19 protein-coding genes are annotated in these 20,436 nt (G+C 71.8%); 14 read left to right on the plus strand and 5 right to left on the minus strand.

Annotated elements, in window-relative coordinates:
* Positions 1-34: 34 nt before the first annotated feature.
* The 6 genes from K2224_RS19820 (at position 35) to K2224_RS19845 (ending at position 6,916) form a co-directional block, all read left to right on the plus strand.
* Positions 35-772, plus strand: a complete 738-nt coding sequence (locus tag K2224_RS19820; protein WP_221907843.1) for a helix-turn-helix domain-containing protein — start codon at positions 35-37, stop codon at positions 770-772.
* 69 nt (positions 773-841) lie between these two features.
* Positions 842-2,290 carry a CoA transferase gene (locus K2224_RS19825; RefSeq protein WP_221907844.1) on the plus strand — a complete coding sequence of 483 codons (1,449 nt, stop codon included), beginning with the start codon at positions 842-844 and terminating at the stop codon, positions 2,288-2,290.
* Positions 2,291-2,371: 81 nt separating this feature from the next.
* Positions 2,372-3,565 carry a CaiB/BaiF CoA-transferase family protein gene (locus tag K2224_RS19830; protein ID WP_221907845.1) on the plus strand — a complete coding sequence of 398 codons (1,194 nt, stop codon included), beginning with the start codon at positions 2,372-2,374 and terminating at the stop codon, positions 3,563-3,565.
* Positions 3,566-3,686: 121 nt separating this feature from the next.
* On the plus strand, positions 3,687-4,856 hold the full coding sequence (locus tag K2224_RS19835; RefSeq protein WP_221907846.1) for an acyl-CoA dehydrogenase family protein: 1,170 nt from the start codon (positions 3,687-3,689) through the stop codon (positions 4,854-4,856).
* Positions 4,856-5,923 (plus strand): acyl-CoA dehydrogenase family protein, encoded by a 1,068-nt coding sequence (locus K2224_RS19840; RefSeq protein ID WP_221907847.1) that lies wholly within the window; start codon positions 4,856-4,858, stop codon positions 5,921-5,923. The genes K2224_RS19835 and K2224_RS19840 overlap by 1 nt, the downstream gene beginning before the upstream one ends.
* Positions 5,924-6,178: 255 nt before the next feature.
* On the plus strand, positions 6,179-6,916 hold the full coding sequence (locus tag K2224_RS19845; RefSeq protein WP_221907848.1) for a hypothetical protein: 738 nt from the start codon (positions 6,179-6,181) through the stop codon (positions 6,914-6,916).
* A 202-nt stretch (positions 6,917-7,118) separates the two neighbouring features.
* Here K2224_RS19845 and K2224_RS19850 read toward each other — a convergent pair whose 3' ends face one another.
* The gene (locus K2224_RS19850; RefSeq protein WP_221907849.1) at positions 7,119-8,981 is read right to left on the minus strand and encodes a glycoside hydrolase family 15 protein; all 1,863 of its coding nucleotides are present in this window, start codon (positions 8,979-8,981) and stop codon (positions 7,119-7,121) included.
* 336 nt (positions 8,982-9,317) lie between these two features.
* On the opposite strand from K2224_RS19850, the gene kdpB reads away from it, so the two are divergent.
* The gene (gene kdpB, locus K2224_RS19855; RefSeq protein ID WP_399019079.1) at positions 9,318-11,573 is read left to right on the plus strand and encodes a potassium-transporting ATPase subunit KdpB; all 2,256 of its coding nucleotides are present in this window, start codon (positions 9,318-9,320) and stop codon (positions 11,571-11,573) included.
* 19 nt (positions 11,574-11,592) lie between these two features.
* Here the strand turns inward: kdpB and K2224_RS19860 are convergent, their stop codons facing one another.
* Positions 11,593-13,554, minus strand: coding sequence for an amino acid transporter (locus tag K2224_RS19860; protein WP_221907851.1), 1,962 nt, complete (start codon positions 13,552-13,554; stop codon positions 11,593-11,595).
* Positions 13,555-13,864: 310 nt separating this feature from the next.
* Between K2224_RS19860 and K2224_RS19865 the strand changes: the two genes are divergently transcribed.
* The 4 genes from K2224_RS19865 to K2224_RS19880 all read left to right on the plus strand — a co-directional run bounded on the left by K2224_RS19865 (position 13,865) and on the right by K2224_RS19880 (position 16,749).
* Positions 13,865-14,656, plus strand: coding sequence for a serine protease (locus K2224_RS19865; RefSeq protein ID WP_221907852.1), 792 nt, complete (start codon positions 13,865-13,867; stop codon positions 14,654-14,656).
* Positions 14,657-14,683: 27 nt separating this feature from the next.
* Complete coding sequence (locus tag K2224_RS19870) at positions 14,684-15,427, plus strand: class I SAM-dependent methyltransferase (RefSeq protein WP_221907853.1); 744 nt, start codon at positions 14,684-14,686, stop codon at positions 15,425-15,427.
* A gap of 226 nt (positions 15,428-15,653) precedes the next feature.
* A complete protein-coding gene (locus tag K2224_RS19875; protein WP_260692819.1) occupies positions 15,654-16,145 on the plus strand; it encodes a hypothetical protein in 492 nt (163 codons plus the stop codon).
* A 94-nt stretch (positions 16,146-16,239) separates the two neighbouring features.
* Positions 16,240-16,749, plus strand: a complete 510-nt coding sequence (locus tag K2224_RS19880; protein WP_221907854.1) for a mycothiol transferase — start codon at positions 16,240-16,242, stop codon at positions 16,747-16,749.
* Between the two features lie 13 nt (positions 16,750-16,762).
* Here the strand turns inward: K2224_RS19880 and K2224_RS19885 are convergent, their stop codons facing one another.
* Both K2224_RS19885 and K2224_RS19890 read right to left on the minus strand, forming a co-directional pair.
* Positions 16,763-17,266, minus strand: a complete 504-nt coding sequence (locus K2224_RS19885; RefSeq protein WP_221909825.1) for a metallophosphoesterase family protein — start codon at positions 17,264-17,266, stop codon at positions 16,763-16,765.
* A gap of 9 nt (positions 17,267-17,275) precedes the next feature.
* Positions 17,276-18,100 (minus strand): SDR family oxidoreductase, encoded by an 825-nt coding sequence (locus K2224_RS19890; protein WP_221907855.1) that lies wholly within the window; start codon positions 18,098-18,100, stop codon positions 17,276-17,278.
* A gap of 217 nt (positions 18,101-18,317) precedes the next feature.
* On the opposite strand from K2224_RS19890, the gene K2224_RS19895 reads away from it, so the two are divergent.
* Entirely contained in the window at positions 18,318-18,821 is a 504-nt protein-coding gene (locus tag K2224_RS19895) for a hypothetical protein (protein ID WP_221907856.1), read from the plus strand.
* A 64-nt stretch (positions 18,822-18,885) separates the two neighbouring features.
* Here the strand turns inward: K2224_RS19895 and K2224_RS19900 are convergent, their stop codons facing one another.
* On the minus strand, positions 18,886-19,623 hold the full coding sequence (locus K2224_RS19900) for a L,D-transpeptidase family protein (protein ID WP_260692820.1): 738 nt from the start codon (positions 19,621-19,623) through the stop codon (positions 18,886-18,888).
* Between the two features lie 251 nt (positions 19,624-19,874).
* Between K2224_RS19900 and K2224_RS19905 the strand changes: the two genes are divergently transcribed.
* Positions 19,875-20,186 (plus strand): hypothetical protein, encoded by a 312-nt coding sequence (locus tag K2224_RS19905; RefSeq protein WP_221907857.1) that lies wholly within the window; start codon positions 19,875-19,877, stop codon positions 20,184-20,186.
* On the plus strand, positions 20,183-20,422 hold the full coding sequence (locus tag K2224_RS19910) for a hypothetical protein (RefSeq protein ID WP_221907858.1): 240 nt from the start codon (positions 20,183-20,185) through the stop codon (positions 20,420-20,422). Before K2224_RS19905 ends, K2224_RS19910 begins: the two co-directional genes overlap by 4 nt.
* Positions 20,423-20,436: the final 14 nt, after the last annotated feature.

Raw genomic sequence — 20,436 nt, forward strand, 5'->3', positions numbered from 1 at the left:
CACAAGAGACACAGAGACACCACGTGGGGGCGGGATGAGCGAGCACGGCCGACGACGGCGTCACCGTACGGTGGACCGGGTCGTGTGGATCCTGGAGGCCGCCGCGCGGGCGCCGGGCGGGGTGACCGTGGCCGAGCTGGCGCGGACGGTCGAGGCGCCGGCGAGTTCGGTGCAGGATCTGGTCAACGGCCTTGTCGCGACCGGCTTTCTGCTGGAACAGCACCGGCGCTTCCGGCTCGGCCCCGCCCCGCACGTCCTCAACCTCATCGCCGGCCGGGTCGTCCCACGGATCAGTCGGGCCGAGCTCGCCGAACTGAGCCGCGTCGCAGGCACCCCGGTGCTCCTCACGGTGCGGGTCGGGCTCGACGCCGTGTACCTCGCCCGCGGCGGCGAGGACCACATTCCCCGCCTCGTCCCGCTCGCCGACCGGCACGTCGCCCGACCGCTGCTGCGCACCGCCGCCGGCCGTCTGCTGCTGGCCTTCACCGACGAGGCGGAGCGCCGTGGGCTGCTCGACGAGCTCGGCCGCCATGACCCCGAGGGAGTCGCCGAGTTCCGTTCCGTTCTTCCGGCGATCCGCGCGTCACGGATCAGCCGCAGCGAGGGTCTGGCCGACCCCGAGGTCAGCGCGCTCGCGATCCCCGTCACCGAGGGCCCCGTCGTCACCGGAGCCCTCGCTCTGATACACCGGCGTCGCGGCCGCTCGGAGCGGCTGCGCCTGGACCGGGCGGCGGCCCGGCTGCTCGCGCACATCCAGGAGAGCCGGATGTGAGATCCGCATCGATTCACGGATATCCGTGAATCCGGGCGCTCGTGCAGTGCTCGGAACGAGCATCCCGGCATGACTTTGAACCCTCTGACCACGACCAAGTCGACGCCGGCGCCGGCGCCCACCGGCGAGATCGTCTCCCGACTGCTGCACACCCTCGGCGACCCCGATCCGGCCCGGGGAGCCGAGGACATCACCGTCGTCGGGGCCGACCCCCTGGTGCCCTCGGTGCACCGCCTCGCCGATGCCATGTCCGCCGCGATCGGTGTCTTCGGACGGCAGACGGCGGCGCTCGGCGAACAGCGCGGTCACCGGCACCAGAAGGTGGAGGTACCGGCCGGAGCCGCGATCGACCAGCTCATGGCGACGTATCACACGACGCTCTCGGGGCGCCCGCTCGGTGTGCTGCTCGACGATCCGACGCTGCTCGGCAACAACGACTTCTACCGGGCGCGCGACGGCCGTTGGATCTTCATCATCACCACCTATCCGCATCTGCGGGACGCGGTCTGCTCCGTGCTGAGGTGCGAGCTCGACAAGGTGGGGATCGCCCGGGCCGCGGCCGACTGGAACGCCTTCACGCTGGAGGAGGCCATCTGCGCGCGGGGCGGCGTCGCCTGCGTGGTGCGCAGCCGCGACGAGTGGCTCGCGCACCCCGCAGGGCGGTACGTGGCGCAGCGGCCGGTCGTCGAGATCGAGCGCGTCGGTGACGGACCGGCCCGCCCGCTGGAACCGATCTGCGAGGCCGACGAGGCACTTGCGGGCGTTCGGGTGCTCGATCTCACGCATGTCATCGCAGGCCCGGTATCGACGCGGCTCCTCGCCCAGTTCGGCGCCGACGTGCTGCATCTGACGCGTCCCGACCGCCCCGACCCGATCCCGATGATCGCGATGACCGGCGGCGGCAAGCGCAACGCCTACTGCGACCTGCGCGACGCCCACGACCGCGCGGCCTTCCACGACGCGCTCCAGGATGCGGACGTCTTCGTGCACGCCTACCGGGGACTCGCCCGGCACGGGGCGTCGACCGAGGAACTCGTCCGGCGCCGCCCCGGACTCATCACCCTCGAATACCACGCCTGGGGCGCCGACGGCCCCTGGGGCGAACGCGGCGGATTCGACCAACTCGCCTGCTCGGCAACCGGATTCGCCATCGAAGAGTGGACGGACCGGCCGTCGCTGCCGCCGACGTATCTGCTCAACGACTATCTCGCCGCCTACCTCGGGGCCGCCGCCGTCGCAACGGCCCTGCGCCGACGTGCGACGGAGGGCGGCTCATGGCGGATCCGGGTGACCTTGGCCGGGGTGTGTCACTGGGTGCAGGAACTCGGGCTGCTGGCGCGGGAGGACGTCATCGACCTGCCCCGGCCAGGGAGTACGCCGTTCGCCGCGCTGTCGACCGTCGGGACCGACTTCGGCCCGCTCACCGAGCCGGCGACACCGTTCGCATACAGCGGGCGCACGGTCCCCGAGCCCGGCCGGCGTACCCCGCTCGGGTCTGCCGCACTCCAGTGGCGCTAGGCAACAACCCTTCGCCCGCACCAGCCTTCGCCCGCAACCCCCTTCGCCCGTACCACCCGAATCCCCAGGAGGCACCAGAAGATGTCCGAGCAGCCGAGCGGCCCGTCCGGCCGGGGACTCCTCTCCGGAGTCCGCGTGATCGAACTGGCCAGCGTGATCATGGCTCCGTACGCCGCCCAGCAACTCGGCGACCTGGGCGCCGACGTGATCAAGGTCGAGCCACCCACCGGTGACATGACGCGCCACTACCCGCCGCGGCGCCACCCCGGCATGGGCGGCGCGGCACTCAACCTGAACCGCAACAAGCGCAGCGCCGTCATCGACCTCAAGGCCCCGCACGGCCGCGACGCCCTGCTCGCCCTGCTGCGCACCGCCGACGTCTTCATCACCAACCTGCGCCCGCAGGCCCTGGAGAAGCTCCGCCTCGGCTACGACGACGTAGCGGCCGTCAACCCCCGGCTGATCTACGCCAATGCCCAGGGCTTCCGCAGCGACAGCCGTTACGGCACGCACGCCGCCTACGACGACATCATCCAGGCGGCCAGCGGCCTGGTCTGGCTCAACCACAAGGTCTCCGGCCGGCCGCACTACGTGCCCACCGTCCTGGCCGACAAGATCTGCGGCATGCAGATCGCCCAGTCGGTACTGGCCGCACTGCACTACCGGGAGCACGGCGGCACCGGCCAGCACATCGAGGTCCCCATGGCGGACACCATGCTCGCCTTCAACCTCGTCGAGCACCTGGGCGCGGCCACCCTGGAGACCGACGGCGAGTTCGGCTCGGCCCGCTCGCTCAGCCCGGAGCGCCGCGCCCAGCGCACCGCCGACGGCTGGATGTGCATCCTGCCGCACAGCGACCGCAACTGGCGGGACTTCACCGCCTTCGTCGGCCGCCCGGAACTGGCCGACGACCCGCGCTTCGCCACCGGGCCCGAACGGGCCCGCAACGCCGACCAGTTCTATCCCCTGCTCACAGAACTGACGTTGCGTCATACCAGTGCCGAGTGGCAGGAGTTCTGCGACCGGGTGGGCATCGCCGCCGCCCCGGTGCTCGATCTGGAGTCCGCCGCCACCACCGCCTACGCCCAGGAGGGCGGCCTGCTGCGCGTTGCCGAACACCCTACCGAGGGCCCCTACCGGGTGATCGGCCGGCCGGTCCGCTACTCGGCCGACCCCGAGCCGGAACTACGGCCCTGCCCGGGCATCGGCCAGCACACCGAAGAAGTCCTCCGTGAAGCCGGCTTCGACCCTTCCCTGCTGCACCCCACGGGCTGACCGGTTTCCGCAACAGGAAGAGACGAAAAGAAACGCGAACAAACTCGAGTTATTGCGAATGGATGCGAATTGACTCGAAGAAACGCATCCATTGATTCAGCGACCCTGGAGTGCATCAGCCATGTCTCATTCGACGCTTTCACCGATCGCCTTCCCCGATGTCGTCCTGCCCGAATCGGCCGGTCTCCTGCGCGCCGAAGTCCGCGCCTTTCTCGATGAGGAGCGCGCCCGCGGGACCGTGCTCGACCGTCCCGACTCCTGGCTGGCCGGCTGGGATCCCGCGTTCAGCCGCCGGCTCGCCGAGCGCGGTTGGGTCGGCATGGCCCTGCCCGCCGAATACGGCGGCGCGGGCCGCGGCTTTCTGGAGCGCTATGTGGTGATCGAGGAACTGCTCGCGGCGGGCGCCCCGGTCAGCGCCCACTGGGTCTCCGACCGGCAGGCCGGCCCGTCCGTCCTCCAGCACGGCACCGAGGAACAGCGCCGTTTCTTCCTGCCCCGGATCGCCGCCGGGCAGTGTTTCTTCTCCATCGGCATGAGCGAGAAGAGCAGCGGCTCCGACCTCGCCTCGGTGCGCACCCGCGCCGAACGCACCTCCGACGGCTGGCGGTTGACCGGCACCAAGATGTGGACCGGCGGCGCCCACGTCAACGACCACGCCATCGTGCTGGCCCGCACCGACGAGGCCGAGGACAGGCATGCCGGCCTCAGCCAGTTCATCGTCGACCTGCGCGCCCCGGGCGTACGGATCGAGCCGATCCGGCTGATGAGCGGTGAACACCGCTTCAACGCCTGCCACCTGGAGGGTGTCGAGGTCCCGGCCGACATGCTGCTCGGGCAGCGGGGCGACGGCTGGAAGCAGGTCACCGGTGAACTCGCCTTCGAGCGCAGTGGACCGGAACGTTACCTGTCCACCTTTCCCCTGCTGGTCTCCCTGCTCCACGAGCTCGAACAGCGCGTCGCGACGACCGAACAGCGCGTCCACATCGGTATTTTGACGGCCCGTCTGCACAGCATCCGCCGGCTCTCCCTCGGTGTGGCCGCCGCGCTGGACGCCGGAGCCCCGGCCGACACCCAGGCCGCTCTGGTCAAGGACCTCGGCACCCGTCTGGAGGGCACGTTGATCGACACCGTCCGCAGCGTCCTGCCGATGGCAGCCGACCCGCACGCCACCCCCGGCAGTCACCCCGAACTGCTCGCCTTCGCCCTGCTGCACAGCCCGGGCTACACCCTGCGCGGCGGCACCAACGAAATCCTTCGCGGCATCATCACTCGCGGTCTGGAGCAGCACTGATGAACACCCACACGATCGACACCAGCGCCCCGGTCATCTCCGCCGACGCCTACGACACCGGCGCCTTCTACGCCGATGCGGACGCCATCGCCACCGTCACCAACACCACCGCCGCAAACGCCGTGGCCCTCCCGTCCCCGGACGCCGCCACCGCCGAACTCCTCGCCGCCGCCCACGAGGCAGGACGCCGCGCCGTTCCCGCTCCCCTGGCCGAAACCGCCCTGGTCGCCCGCCCACTGTTGCGCCGCGCCGGCCTCACCGTTCCGGACGGCCCGCTCAGCTACGCCATCGCACCCGACCTGACGATCCGATACGCCCACCCGGCCACCTCGGCCGTCGGCTCGGCCGGCTGCTCGGGCGAGGATGACACCCTGCTGGTCACCGGCACCCTACGGCGCGTCCCTTGGGGCCGCGCCGCCGGTGCCGTGGTCGTGCTGGCCACCGCCCCCTTCGGCCCCGTCCTGTTCACCCTGGCCCCGGACCAGGCCGTCCTCACGCCCGGCGGCAACCTCGCCGAGGAACCCCGCGACGACCTGCACCTCGCCAGCCTTGAGATTCCCGCCTCGCGGGTCCGCCGGGTCCCCCGGGAACTGCTGGCGGAGGCCGAGCTCCGCGCGGCCCTGGCCCGCGCCGCCCTGATTGCCGGAGCCGCCGAACGCTGCGTCGAGCTGACGGTCGCCCACACCACCGCCCGTACCCAGTTCGGCCGCCCGCTCAGCCGCTTCCAGGCCGTCAAGCAGGAAGAGGCCCGGCTGATCGAGGAAGCCGCCCTGGTCCGCGCCGCCGTCCAGAGCGCCGCCACACCACTGGACACCGGCGGCCCGGCCGCACACTTCACCGTCGCCGCCGCCAAGACCCAGGCATCCGCCTCGGCCGCCGAGATCGCCCGTATCGCCCACCAGCTGCACGGCGCCATCGGGATCACCCGGCTCAACCCGCTCTATCTCGCCACCACCCGCCTGTGGTCCTGGCGCGACGAAGACGGCGACGAAACCCACTGGGCGCGCCGCCTGGCCCGGCCCCTCACCGCCACCACCCTCTGGCCCACCCTCACCAGCACCCCCTGAGCCGTCGCCGCAGGCCCTGACTCGCCACCGCCGACCGGTCCGCCCCGGTCGGCGGGGCGACGCCCTAGGGGCACCGCGGCCCCGGCCGCCCGGCCCGTCCTGGCCGCCCTCTCCCCCTCCGTACGCATCCTTTTCCCGACCGCGCCCACGCGTCTGCACCTTGATGCCACCACCCCGCGGGCATTCTCAGGGATACGTGCTCTACTGCCGCAGCACCCCGCCCGCCCTTGCCTCCGCGCGAAGGAGACTGCGCACATGCCGCGTTCCACGAAGCCCGAGGACGTGTCCCCCGCCCCCTCGTCCGCCGTACCGCCGCACGCCGCCGACCGCTCCCTGGTAGGGCGCCGATGGGTGTTGGCGGGGCTGGCCCTGGCGGCGCCGGCGGTACTCGCGTCCTGCAGCGACGGCAAACGGGCCGCCGCGGCCGTCAGCCCGCACGGCGCCGCGAAGCCGACGCCCCGGGACTCCACCGTCATCATGATCATCCGGCACGGTGAAAAGCCGGACAAGCACCACCCCGGCATCGACGAGCACGGCCACGAAGACCACAAGTCGCTCACCCAGCGCGGCTGGGACCGGGCCCATGCCCTGCCCAAGCTCTTCGACCCGCCCGCGGGCCGGCCCCTGCCGGCCGGCGTCGAGCGCCCGCGGACGATCTACGCCGCCACCGACCAGGGGCCGAAGGCCGGCGCGCACCGGATGCGACAGACCGTCACCCCGCTCGCCCAGCACATGGGCCTGAAGGTCGATCTCCAGTATGCCGAGTCCCAGGAGAAGGACCTCGCGAAGGCCGCTGTGGCCGCCGCGGGGCCGGTGCTGATCTGCTGGGAGCACAGCCGCATCCCCGACATCGTCTCCGCACTCGGCGCCTCCGGCTCCGGTGCCCCCGAGGAGTGGCCCGACCGCTTCGACCTGGTGTGGGTTTTCACCCATGCCCATGGCACCTGGGCCTTCCGGCAGGTCAACCAGCACCTGCTGCCCGGCGACGCGTGAGCGGAGGCCGCATACCAGGGACCGACATCACCGGCGGCTCAACCCACCGGTGGAGAAGGCCGTTCCACCCACGCTCCGATGTGCGACGACTCCGCCGGGTGGTGAACTTTCTTCGGAACGACACCCGGTCGAAACGAAGAGAGGAACCCACCATGTCGACAGCATTTCGTGCCCGGGCCGCCGACGTTGCCGGGCCGATCCGTCAGCCCAAGGCTCGATCCAGGTTGAAGGCGGCGCTGATGAGACCGAGGTGGGTGAATGCCTGGGGGAAGTTGCCGATCTGCTCGCCGGTGCGGCCGATTTCCTCGGCGTAGAGGCCGAGGTGGTTGGCGTAGGTGAGCATCTTCTCGAAGGCGAGCCGGGCCTCGTCCAGCCGGCCGGCGCGGGAGAGTGCCTCCACGTACCAGAAGGAGCAGATGGAGAAGGTGCCCTCCACGCCGCGGAGGCCGTCGGGGCTGTGCTGGGGGTCGTAGCGGTAGACGAGGGAGTCAGAGACCAGTTCGCCGCCGAGAACGTCCAGGGTGGAGAGCCACTTGGGGTCGGTCGGTGAGATGAACTTGGCCAGCGGCATCATCAGCACCGCGGCGTCCAGGACGTCGGCGCCCTCGTGCTGGACGAACGCCCGGCGCTCGGTGGACCAGCCGCGCTGCATGATCCGCCGGTAGATCGCGTCGCGTGTCCGCCCCCAACCGATCATGTCCGCGGGCAGGCCGCGGTGCCGGGCGATCCGCATGGCGCGTTCGATGGCGACCCAGCACATCAGCTGCGAGTAGAGGAAGTTCTGGATCTTGCCGCGGGTCTCCCAGATGCCCTCGTCCGGCTGGTCCCAGTTGGCGCACACCCAGTTCACCACGTTGCAGACGGTGTCCCAGTGGTCGCTGGAGAGCGGCTGTCCCCATTTGTCGTAGAGGTAGAGGGAGTCGATGAGCGCACCGTAGATGTCGAGCTGGAGCTGGTTGACGGCGTTGTTGCCGATGCGGACCGGCGCGGAGCCCAAGTGCCCTTCGAGGTGGGTGAGTTCCACCTCCGGAAGTTCACTGCGGCCGTCGATGCCGTACATGATCTGGAGCGGGCCGTGGGCGCAGTCCTTGAGGCAGATCTTCGAGGAGAGGAAGTGCACGAAGGACTCCGCTTCGTCGGTGAAACCGAGGCGGAGCAGGGCGTAGATGCAGAAGGCGGCGTCCCGCACCCAGGCGTAGCGGTAGTCCCAGTTGCGCTCGCCGCCGATCTGCTCGGGAAGGCTCGTGGTGGGGGCGGCGACGATGGCACCGGTGGGCGCGTAGGTGAGGAGTTTGAGGGTGAGGGCCGAGCGGTGCACCATTTCCCGCCAGCGGCCCCGGTAGCGGGAGTGGGAGAGCCAGCCGCGCCAGTAGCGGACGGTGGCGCCGAAGAGCTGCTCGGCCTCGTTGACGGCGCAGAACCGCGGTGCCACGCCCCCACCGATCCGGTCGAGGGCGAAGACGGCGGCGTCGCCCTCGGCGAGGGTGAAGGAGGCGCGGGCGTCCGGGCCGACGATCTCGACGGGCACGCTGGAGGTCAGGGCGAGGGTGAGGTCCGGGGAGTCGAAGACGGTCAGACCGCGCTGGTGGGCGCCGACGGTGTGCGCCTGCCGGCCGTAGTCGAAGCGGGGTGCCACCCGGACGGAGAAGGGGAGGGAGCCGCGGACGCAGAGCACGCGCCGGATCAGCCGGTGCCGGTCCGCCTCGCGGGAGTCGTCGACGATCGGCATGAAGTCCTGGACCTCGCCGACGCCGTTGTCCGCGAAGAAGCGGGTGATCAGGATGTTGGTGTCGGGGAAGTAGAACTGCTTGGTGCGGGCCGGCACGTCCGGGGCGAGTTCGAAGGCGCCGCCGCGGTCGGCGTCCAGGATGGCGGCGAAGACGCTGGGTGCGTCGAAGCGGCCGCAGCAGTACCAGTCGATGGTGCCGTTGGTGCCGACGAGGGCTGCGGTGCGCATATCGCCGATCAGGCCGTGTTCGGCGATGGGGACGTAGCGGGGTGCGTCGGCTCGGCTGGGGCGGAGGCTCGGGTTGGGTGTCGCCAGGAGCCCCGTGGGCGTCGTCATCGGACCTCCCCTGCACTGGGGGGACGAGCAGGAGCAGTGGATTCAGGCTAACTCCGCGCGGCCCTCCGCCGCCCGTCCGCCCGGCTGCGGGGACCGGCCGGTGCGCCGCCGGCGGAAAGCCGTGGCCCGAGCCGTAAGAGGCTCGCCAAATTCCGTGCGGAGCGGGGCTGCGGCGGTGCGGCGAGGCTCTAGATTCAGTCCCGGTCGGGAGACGGCCATGGACGGCAGACGCGCAGGTCGGAGGCCGTCTGGTGCCCCCTGCCTCAGGCCCGTGACCGGGGTCCTCGGGGCAGGCGTCTCCCCGGTTTCCGCCTCGTGCCCTTCCACCCAGAAAGCATGCGCATGCCTCCTGCTCCGTCCCGTGTTCCCACTCTCGCGCCGGATCCCCCGGCGCACGGCGCGGGCGGCGTTCCCGCCCGGGGCGGGTCGGGGGCCGGTGGCCACCGGGGACGGCGCCGGCGGGCGCCGGCCGGACTGTTCGATCCGCGGGTGCTGCTGACGGCCCTGCCGGAGGCGTTGCGCAAGCTGCATCCGCGGGTGCTGGCCACCAATCCGGTGCTGTTCGTCGTGGCCTGCGGGTCGCTGCTGACCACGCTGTCCGCGGTGCTGCATCCGTCGGTGTTCAGCTGGGTGATCAGTGGCTGGCTGTGGCTGACGGTGCTGTTCGCGCAGCTCGCGGAGGCCGTCGCGGAGGGCCGTGGCAGGGCGCAGGCGGCGTCGCTGCGCCGGGCCCGGACGGACCTCACGGCCCGGCGGCTGCGGGACAACTGGCGGGTCGGCGTCCATCTCGACACCGCCGTGACGGAGATCGTTCCGGCGTCCGATCTCCGGCCGTTCGACTTCGTGGTCGTGGTGGCCGGTGAGGCCGTCCCGGCGGACGGCGAGGTGGTCGAGGGGGTGGCCAGCGTCGACGAGTCGGCGGTCACCGGGGAGTCGGCGCCGGTGCTCCGGGCGGCCGGCGGTGATCATTCCGGTGTGACGGGAGGGACGACGGTGCTGTCGGACCGGATCGTGGTGCGGGTGACGTCGCGAGCCGGGCATTCGTTCCTGGACCGGATGATCGCGCTGGTCGAGGGGGCGGCCCGGCAGCGGACCCCGAACGAGATCGCGCTGCACATCCTGCTGGCCGCGTTGACCATCGTCTTCATCCTGGTGGTGGTCACGCTGCAGCCGATGGCGACGTATGCGGGGGCGGCCCAGGAGACGGCGGTGCTGGTGGCGCTGCTGGTGACCCTGATCCCGACGACGATCGGGGCGCTGCTGTCGGCGATCGGCATCGCCGGGATGGACCGCCTGGTGCAGCGCAACGTGGTGGCGATGTCGGGTCGCGCGGTGGAGGCCGCCGGGGACATCAACACGCTGCTGCTGGACAAGACCGGGACCATTACGCTCGGTCACCGGGAGGCGGTGGCGTTCGTTCCGCTGCCGGGGCGGGACGAGCTGGAGCTGGCGGACGCGGCCGCGCTGTCGTCGTTGGCGGACGAGACGCCGGAGGGGCGTTCGGTGGTGGCGCTGGCCCGGGCGAAGTACGGGCTGCGGCCGCCGGCCGAGGGCGAGCTGGCGTTCATCCGGTATGTGGCGTTCAGTGCGCGGACCCGGATGAGCGGGGTGGATCTGCGGTGGGCCGGCGGCGGGCCGGCGGACGCGCCCGGGGGCGGTGCGGGCGGATCGGTCCGGCCGTCGGGGTATCAGGGGGAGGTGGTGCTCCGGAAGGGGGCGGCCGCGCAGGTCATCGAGTGGGTGGCGCAGTGCGGCGGTGAAGTGCCGCAGGAGGCACGGCAGTTCAGCGATGCGATCAGCGCGTCCGGGGGGACGCCCCTGCTGGTGGCGGTGAACGACCGGTACGGCCCTCGGGTGTTGGGGGTGGTGCATCTGAAGGACGTGGTGAAGGAGGGCATCCGGGAGCGGTTCACCGAGCTGCGCCGGATGGGCATCCGGACGGTGATGGTCACCGGCGACAATCCACTGACGGCGGCGGCGATCGCGCGGGAGGCGGGGGTGGACGACTATCTTGCGGAGGCCACTCCGGAGGAGAAGCTGGCGTTGATCTCCCGGGAGCAGTCGGGCGGCCGGCTGGTGGCGATGACCGGTGACGGGACGAACGACGCGCCGGCGCTGGCGCAGGCGGACGTCGGGGTGGCGATGAACACCGGCACCTCAGCCGCCAAGGAGGCCGGGAACATGGTCGACCTGGACTCCAACCCGACCAAGTTGATCGAGATCGTGGAGGTCGGCAAACAACTGCTCATCACCCGGGGCGCGTTGACCACCTTCTCGATCACCAATGACGTGGCGAAGTACTTCGCGATCATTCCGGCGATGTTCGCGGGGGTGTATCCGGGGTTGGCGAGCCTGAACGTGATGGGGCTGCACAGTCCGACGTCGGCGATCACCTCGGCCATCATCTTCAATGCGCTGGTGATCGTGGCGCTGATTCCGTTGGCGCTGCGCGGGGTTCGCTATCGGCCGGCCTCCGCGCACGACCTGTTGCGCCGCAACCTGGCGTTCTTCGGGCTGGGCGGTCTGGTGGCGCCGTTCGTCGGCATCAAGCTGATCGATCTGGTGATCTCGGGGATTCCCGGGCTGGGGTGAGCGTGGCGGGAGAGGGGGTTCAGCCGACGTGGACCCGGGGGCGTCGGCTGCGGTCCGGCTCCGCCTCGCGCAGGACCTCCCGGGTGACGGGGGCGACCTCGCCCTGGCCGAAGAGGAAGAAGCGGAGGAAGTGCGCGAAGGGATTTCCCTCGGTCCATTCGAAATAGATGTGCGGACGCTGCCCGGTGGTGTCGCGGACGTGCAGGAGCAGCGCGGCCAGGGCGTTGGAGACGGTGGAACTCTCCAGGCAGAGCACGCGATAGCGGTCGTGCATGACATAACCGTGGACGTGCAGGGCGCCTTCGAATTCGGAGGGGTCGCCGATGGTGACCTCGACGAACACGAGGTCGTCCTCCGGCGGGATGTCGTTGTCGGCGCGGATCTGCTGGGCCTTGTCGCGGTATTCGGCGAGGTCGCGCTGGTCGGGCTCGTTGGCGATGAAGCGGATGCGGCGTTGCGCGACGTCGCGGACGAAGCGGGCGGCGGTGTCGTCGAGGACGACGTCGGTGACGCGGAGTTCGAAGGCGCGGGCGAGTCGTGAGGTGAAGGAGAGCAGGATGATGCCGGCGATGAAGCAGGCACCGATCTTCACGCCGTCGGGCCGCTCGATGATGTTGGTGATGGTGGTGTAGAGGAACACCACGGAGATCACCGCGAATCCGATGGTCCAGCCGCGTTGCCCGGCGCGGCGGGCGGCGATGGTCACGGCGATGGCGGCGGAGCTGATCAGGACGAGGACGCCGGTGGCGTAGGCGCCGCCCTGGGCGTCGACATCGGCGTCGAAGAGCCAGGTGACCAGGAAGGCGATGCCGGTGAAGACCAGGACCATCGGGCGGACCGCGCGGGCCCAGGTCGGCGCCATGCCGTAGCGCGGGAGGTACTGCGGCATCAGGTTGAGCAGCCCGGCCATGGCGGAGGCACCGGCGAACCAGAGGATGGCGATGGTGGAGACGTCGTAGACGGTGCCGAAGGCGGAGCCGAGGTAGATGTGGGCGAGGTAGGCCAGGGCGCGGCCGTTGGCGGCGCCGCCGGGTTTGAAGGCGGCGGCGGGGATGAGGAGGGTGGTGACGAAGCTGGTGATGATGAGGAAGACGCTCATGATGACGGCGGCGGTGGTGAGCAGCTTCTTGGCACCGCGGATCCGGCCGGTGGGGCGTTCTTCGGTGTCGTCGGGATCGCCCTCGATGTGCGGCATCACCGCGACACCGGTTTCGAATCCGGACAGGCCGAGGGCGAGTTTGGGGAAGACCACGAGCGCCACCGCGATCATGGCCGGGATACTGCCGTGCTGGACGGTCAGTGCCCGGGTCCAGTCGGTGACGACGTGTTCGGCGGTGACCACGTGCCAGACACCGGCGACCGCGACGACGGCGTTGAGCACGAGGTAGATGCCCACGAGCACCACCGCCACGCCGACGGCTTCCAGGAACCCCTTGAGGAAGACCGCGCCGAGCAGCGCTACCAGGATCAGCGTGACGACCACCTGGCGGCCTTGGAGCACGCTGTGGACGTGCGGGTTCTCGACGAGGTGGGTGGCGGCGTCGGCGGCCGACAGGGTGATGGTGATGAGGAAGTCGGTGGCCGCGAAGCCGAGCAGGGTGAGGACGAACAGCTTGCCCTTCCAGAAGGACAGCAGCCGTTCCAGCATGGCGATGGAACCCTGGCCGTGCGGGCTCTCGGTGGCGACGCGGCGGTACACGGGGAGCGCGCCGGCGAGGGTGACGGCCACGAGGACGAGGGTGGCGACGGGTGAGAGCAGGCCGGCGGCCAGCGCGGCGATGCCGGGCTGGTAGCCGAGGGTGGAGAAGTAGTCGACGCCGGTCAGGCACATCACCCGCCACCAGCGCTGGCCGTGGTGGGCGGAAGGCGTAGCGGGGCGCGGGTGCTTGGCCATGTCGGCCAGTCCTTGCAGCATCCAGGCGCGCAGGCGGTGCCGCGCCGTGACCCGGGAAGCGGCACCGGCAGGGACGGAGGCGGCCATCGTGTGCTCCTGTCGTACACCGAAAGGATCCAGCCATCGTGCGGCGGCGGGTTCAGCGTACGCACTTGCGGGGCCCCGCCGCGGTGTTCGAGGGCTCGGCGGAAGCGTGTCTCGGGTCCGACGGCGGAGGCGGCGGCCCCCGCGCGCCGAGCGACGGTTCCGGCACGGTCAGGGCGCGTGCTCAAACGCCACCGGGCCGAATACCACCAATTCGATGGAATGAGCCGGCTCTTCGCTCCGGCGCGCCGCGCCGTCCTTGAGGATCGCTTGACAAGGCGGGGTCCTGACCCATGCGGATGCGGGAGGCGGAATGGCACGGTCATGGCTGCGGCGAGGGGCGGCGACGGCCGCGGTGTGCGGTGCGGTGCTGGCCGCGGTCCCGCCGGCGACGGCGGTGACGGGTCGGGCGGCCCCGGAGACCCGGATCGTCGGCGGCCGGAACGCGGACGTGCGGGAGGTGCCGTGGCAGGTGTCGTTGCGCACCGACGGCGAGCACGTCTGCGGGGGTGCGATCGTCCGCGCCGGTGCGGTGGTGACCGCGGCGCACTGCACCGCGGGGATGCCGCCGGGCTCGCTGAGCGTCCGGGCGGGCAGCAGTGCCCGCGGGTCGGGCGGGCAGGTCGTCCGGGTGGCGCGGGTGCTCCGTCACCCGAGGTTCGACCCGGCCACCATCGACTACGACGTGGCGGTGCTGGTGCTGGCGTCCCCGTTGGCCTTCAAGGACGGGGTGCGGGCGGTCCCGTTGGTGGCGGCGGGGCGGGAGCCGGCGGCGGGCACGCCGGCGACGGTCACCGGCTGGGGGGCGACGCGGGACGGCGGTGGGCTGCCGGAGCGGCTGCGGCGGGTCGATGTGCCCAAGCTCAGCGACGCCTACTGCAAGGGCGCGTACGGTCCCTCCTCGATCACCCCCCGGATGACGTGCTACGGCTACGAGCAGGGCCGCAAGGACGCCTGCCAGGGAGACAGCGGCGGGCCGCTGGTCGTGGACGGGTATCTGGCGGGCATCGCCTCGTGGGGGACGGGGTGCGCCTCGCCGGGACATCCGGGGGTCTACACCAAGGTCAGCGATCCGGCGATCCACGCGTACATCGCACGGCCGTAGGGCGGGCCGGGCTCCTATGCTGGCGCGATGTTCGCGCCCGAGGGTCCCACGTTTCGTGAGCTCGCCGTCCAGGCGTTGTCGTCCGTCGAGCGGGGCTACGACCTGCTCGCCCCGAAGTTCGACCGCACGCCGTTCCGGACACCGGCGGTGGTGCTGGAGCCGGTGGCCCGGCAGTTGCGGGGGCTCGGCCCGTTCGGCAGCGGCCTGGATCTGTGCTGCGGTACGGGCGCCGGGACGGATGTGCTGCGGCAGGTGTGCCGGGAGCGGGTGACGGGGGTCGACATCAGTGCCGGGATGCTCGCGGTGGCGCGGGACCGCGCGCAGGGGGCGGGGCAGGACGGGGCCGGGCCGCGGCCGGAGTGGGTGCGGGCGGATGCGCGGGCGCTGCCGTTCGGGCCGGACTTCGATGTGGTGGTGAGCTTCGGGGCGTTCGGGCATTTCCTGCCGCGGGAGCGGCCGGGGCTGTTCGGGCAGGTGCGGTCCGTGCTGCGGCCCGGTGGACGGTTCGTGTTCCCGGTGGTGGCGCCCGCCCGGCCGGGGTCGCCCCTGTACTGGGCGCTGCTGGGGTTCGATGCGGCGATGCGGGTCCGCAATGCGCTGTGGTGGCCGTCGTTCGTGATGTATTACCGGGGCTTCCGGTTGTCGGAGGTGTCGGCGGAGCTGGAGCGGGCCGGGTTCGCGGTGGAGCTGCGGGCGCTGCCCGAGTTGGGGCGGCGGGCGGACGGCAGCCCTGGGGTCCGGCTGGTGGTGGCGACGCGGGTGGGCGCGTAGGCCGGTCGGGCGACGGCGGGCCGTGGGTGCCTGGTGGGCGGTGGGGCGCCTGGGGCCGGTGACACGCCGCGTCCATGCCCAAAGACGACCACCGCGTGGGGAGCGGTCGGCCAACTCCTGGCCCGAGTATGGTGGTTGAAATGCCGCAACACGATCGAGCACCGTTGCCGCAGTGTGCCTTGCACCAGCCACGCCACCCGCTCACGATTGCGTCGTTGAGTCCTTCGTGAGCTCATATCCGGACCCTGCGACCGACGGCGCGACCAACTGCGACCTGTGCCATTACCGACGTCCCGCCGCGGATGCGCCGGCCCTGACCGTGCGGCCACCGATCGGCCCGCAGCGGCAGGTGCGGCTGTGCCGGCCCTGCCGGGAGGACCGTCCCGGCCGCCGGCGCCGCGAGCTGATCGAGGAGGACTTCAGCTGGCAGGCGATGTCCCGTCAGGCCCATGACCTCGCGGACGCCTACACCGCCGGCCGATGGCTGCCCTACGAGGACGAGCACCGCTGGGCGCTGGGACTGGCCCGGACGTACTGGACCCGGAACGCCCTGGAGGCCGCGCTGCGCGACCCCAACCCCTACCTCCGGGCCGGCCGGCTGGTCCGCGTGGTGGAGCCGCTCCCCCGCGTCCTCGCCGTGGTCGGCGCCGGCGACCGTGCGCTGCGGCCGGTGCAGGCCCTGCTCGACACCCTCGCCGCATGGTCCGCGCGATCCTGACGTCCCGCCGCGGTGCGCCGGACGGCGGGCCGCGGGCCGGCTTGGGACGATGGGCCGAGCGCAGTCACCGGCCGTCCACCGTTACGGAGTCGCCATGTCCGCCAGCACCGCTCTGCTCGTCGATGCCTTCGGCCGGATCCGCGAGGTCGTCGAAGAGGTGGTGGACGGCCTCGACCCGAAGGAATTGGCCACCCGCCCCGACGGGCGCGCCAACTCCGTCGCCTGGCTCGTCTGGCACCTCACCCGGGTCCAGGACGACCATGTGGCCGGGGCGGCCGGAACCGAGCAGGTCTGGCGCGCGGGCGAGTGGTACGAGGCGTTCGGGCTGCCGTTCGCCGAGGAGGACACCGGCTACGGGCACTCCCGCAAGGACGTGGCGCGGGTGCGGGGCGTGCGCGCCGAGCTGCTGACGGGCTATCACGCGGCGGTGCACGAGAGCACGGTGCGGTATGTCTCCGCGCTGGCCGTGAAGGACCTCGACCGGGTCGTCGACCGGAACTGGTCGCCGCCGGTCACCCTGGGCGTCCGCCTGGTCAGCGTGATCTCGGACGATCTCCAGCACGCGGGCCAGGCGGCTTACGTACGGGGGCTGTTGGGCAGGTGAGCACCGGGGCGGTTCAGCGTCGACGGGGCAGAGGGTGCAGCACGACGTCGGCGAGCCGGCCGCCGGTGATCTCCGCGGTCAGGTAGGTGCAGGTGGGCTGCCGTCGGCGGTCGGTCGGGGAGCCCGGGTTGAGCAGGCGCAGGCCGGTCCCGGTCGTGCTGTCCCAGGGGATGTGACTGTGGCCGAAGACCAGCACGTCGAGGTCGGGGAAGCGATCGGCGCAGCGGCGTTCCCGGCCCTGTGCCGGGCCGGTCTCGTGGACCACACCGAGCCGTAGCCCGTCCAGCTCCGCTCGGGCCACCTCCGGCAACCGGGCGCGGAGTTCCGGGCCGTCGTTGTTGCCGTACACCGCGATCAGCCGGCGGGCGCGGGCCTGCAGCAGGTCGAGGGTGGCGGTGTCGGTCCAGTCGCCGGCGTGCACGACGACGTCGGCGTGCGGTACGGCGTCGAGGAGTTGCGGCGGCAGGGCCCTGGCGCGCTGCGGGACGTGGGTGTCGGAGATGAGCAGGAGGCGCAGCGGCACGGGTCAGTGCTCCTGGGCGGTGGGGCGGACCATGATCTCGTTGACGGCCACCCGGGCGGGCTGGGTGACCATGAACGTGATGGCGCGGGCGACGTCCTCGGCGTGCAGCCAGGAGTCCCGGGGCAGTCCGTGGGCCGATGCGGCCTGGCTGCCGAGGGTCATCTCCGTGGTGGTCATGCCCGGTTCGACCAGGCCGACGCGGACCCCGCGGCCGGTCACCTCCTGGCGCAGCGCCTCGCTGAAGGAGCACACCGCGTGCTTGGTGGCGGAGTAGACGCTGTTGTCCCTGCGCGGCACCCGGCCGGCGACCGAGCTGACGGTCACCAGGTCGGCGACGCCGCGCGGGCCGGAGTCCGCGGCGCGCAGCAGGTGCGGGAGCGCGGCGTGCGAGAGGTGCAGGACGCCCTTGAGGTTGAGGTCGACCATCCGGTCCCAGTCCTCTGGGTCGCTGTCCTCGACCGCGCCGCGGGCACCGTACCCGGCGTTGTTGACCAGCACGTCCAGGCGGCCGAAGTGCGCGACGGCCCGCTGGACGGCCCGCCGCGCCTGTGCCCCGTCGCCGAGGTCGGCGGGCAGGGCGACGGCCGGGGTGCCGCGCTGTTCGCCGATGGTGCGCGCCAGTTCGTCCAGGCGGTCGGCGCGCCGGGCGACCAGGGCGAGGGAGCAGCCCTCCCCGGCCAGGGCCAGTGCGGTGGCGGCGCCGATGCCGCTGGAGGCGCCGGTCACCAGCGCGACGCTGCCGGCCAGCGGGCGGCCGTCGGTCGCGGCGGGCTCCGTGTGCGGGGTGCGGTCGGCGGTCGCGGGGATGGGGTTGCTGCCCGTGGCCATGGTGGCGTGGTGCTCCTCGTGGTCGGTGGTCCCCTTCGGGGCCGTCCCGGGAGGGCTACCCCTTTCGTCAACTGATGCACCACCAGACACCGGTGTCACTCGTCGGCAGGGGGCCGCGCGGCGGGCGGGGCAAGGGGCTCGCGGTGGCGCGGTGCGGGCGCACGAACAGCGGGTATCACCGAGGGGAATCCGCTTCTCACGCTCCCAGGAGCCGCTCATGAAGCACACGCATCCCCTGCCCGGCGACATCGGGCTCACCCAGATCTCCGGTGTCACCGGCCGGTTGATCCGCTTCGGCGAGTGGATCAACGGAGACGGCTTCGCCGACTACGAACACGCCTTCCTGGTCCTGCCCGGCGAACGGCTGCTGGAGGCCGAGCCCGGCGGCGCCCGCATCCGGCCGCTCGGCGAGTACGACGGTTCCGACGCGCTCTACGTCTGCCCGGAGGGGCTCACCGAGCAGCAGCGCGAACGGATATGTGGGGCCGCCGACCGCTATGTGGGCGTGCCGTACAGCTTCCTCGACTACCTGGCGATCGCCACCCACCGCTTCCATCTGCCCGTTCCGGGGCTGCGCCGCTATGTGGCCAGCAGCCGGCACATGATCTGCTCCCAGCTCGTCGACCAGTGCTACCAGGACGGGGGCGTCCATCTCTTCGCGGACGGCCGCTGGCCCGGCTATGTGACGCCGATGGCGCTCTACACCCTGCTGGCCCGCTGAGGCGGCGCCGGACGAACCGAGAGGCGCGGGCGTGCCGGTGGTGTGCGGCACGCCCGCGAGGTGCTCAGGTCCCGGGCTTGCGGCCGTAGACGTACACGTCGTCGCCGTAGTGCAGCAGCGACCAGTACGTCTTCGCGTCGTCGGGGCGCATGTTGACGCAGCCGTGCGAGCCGGGGGCGGACCAGACGCTGCCGCTGATGGCGTGGAACGCCTCGCCGCCGTCGAAGAACTGGCTGTAGGGCATGGGCGTGTGGTAGATGGTCGACACGTGGTGCAGGTGCCGCCAGTAGATCCGCTTGAGGCCGGTGCGGGTCTCGCCGCCCTTGCGGCCGGTGCGGACCGGGACCGGCCCGTACACCAGCCGCCCGCCGTCCTGGATCCAGCTGAGCTGGCGGGTCAGGTCGACACAGGCGATCCGCCCTTTGTTCGTGGGGCACTTGTGGGCGCTGTCGGGGTTGTGCCCGGCGGTGCGCTGCCTGGCCACCTGTTGCATCACACTCCAGGTGACCGGGCCGGCGTAGCCGTAGGTGGGCGTGATGCCGTGGCCCGCCTGGAAGGCACGGATGGCCCGGCAGTCGGAGGGCGACTGGCGGCCGTCGACCCTGAGGCCGAGGAATCGCTCGGCCTGCCGCTGGTAGGGGCCGCGGAGCCCGTAGCAGCTCGACGAGGCGGCCTGGGCGGGGGAACCGAGGGCGACCGTCAGCGGCAGGGCGAGGGACGTGAGGGCGAGCGCCGCGCCCGCACGCCGGCCCAGGGCGCCCGACGCGGGTCTGCGGAGTCGGAAGGGTATACGTCGCTTCATGTCCGTTAGGACTCCTGACCCCGGAGGGCGGTTGCGCACGGGGGTGGAAGGGCGAGGCTTATGCGCCAAGTTGGCGGCAGCGGGGGCGGTCGCTCCGGGGCAGCGTCCCGTCCGGTTTTCTCCCGGCCTTCACCCGGCGTTCTCGCGCGAGAGCGCGGGTCCGGGTCCCTTGCCGTCCGTCCCGGGGCGAATTGTTACGGTGGTGGCACGCATCCGCGCCAGCAGTTCCGGCAGGTCGTGTGGAGGACCCGATGAGCAGCTCCGGTCGGTCATGGACCGTCGACAGCATCGCCCACGCCCTGCCGCACTCCGAACTGCGGGCGACGTTCATGCGGGAGTTCACCTTCAGCGATGTCCGTGAAGTGCCGGCCGTCCTTGAGCGTTGGGTAAAGTTCATCGAGTCCTTCGAAGCCGACCGCGAACGGGTCGAGCACCTGCGCACCGCCTTCCACGGGTCCGGACATCTCCCGTCCACCTACCGTGCCGGACTGATCGACCTGAGCGCCGACGAGTTGCGCTCCGCCGCCGGTGACGACGGCCCCCGCGGGCGAGGCGCCGCGTGACCTACCGGCTCCATCTCGACCCGGCCCTCCACGCCACCTACAAGTCCCTCCCCGACCAGGCGCGTCAGGACTTGTCGGTGCTGCTGCTGGACGCGTTGATCGATCCTCCGGCGCACTCCGAGCCGTACGGGACCGACGACGGCGTCATGCGGACCATCGCCCGCAGCCACGTCGCCGCGGTCATCCTCATCGGCGACACCGAGATCACCCTCGTACAACTCACCTACGCGGGCTGAGCCGACGCCCCACC

The sequence above is a fragment of the Streptomyces sp. BHT-5-2 genome (genome assembly GCF_019774615.1).
Classification (GTDB): Bacteria; Actinomycetota; Actinomycetes; order Streptomycetales; family Streptomycetaceae; genus Streptomyces.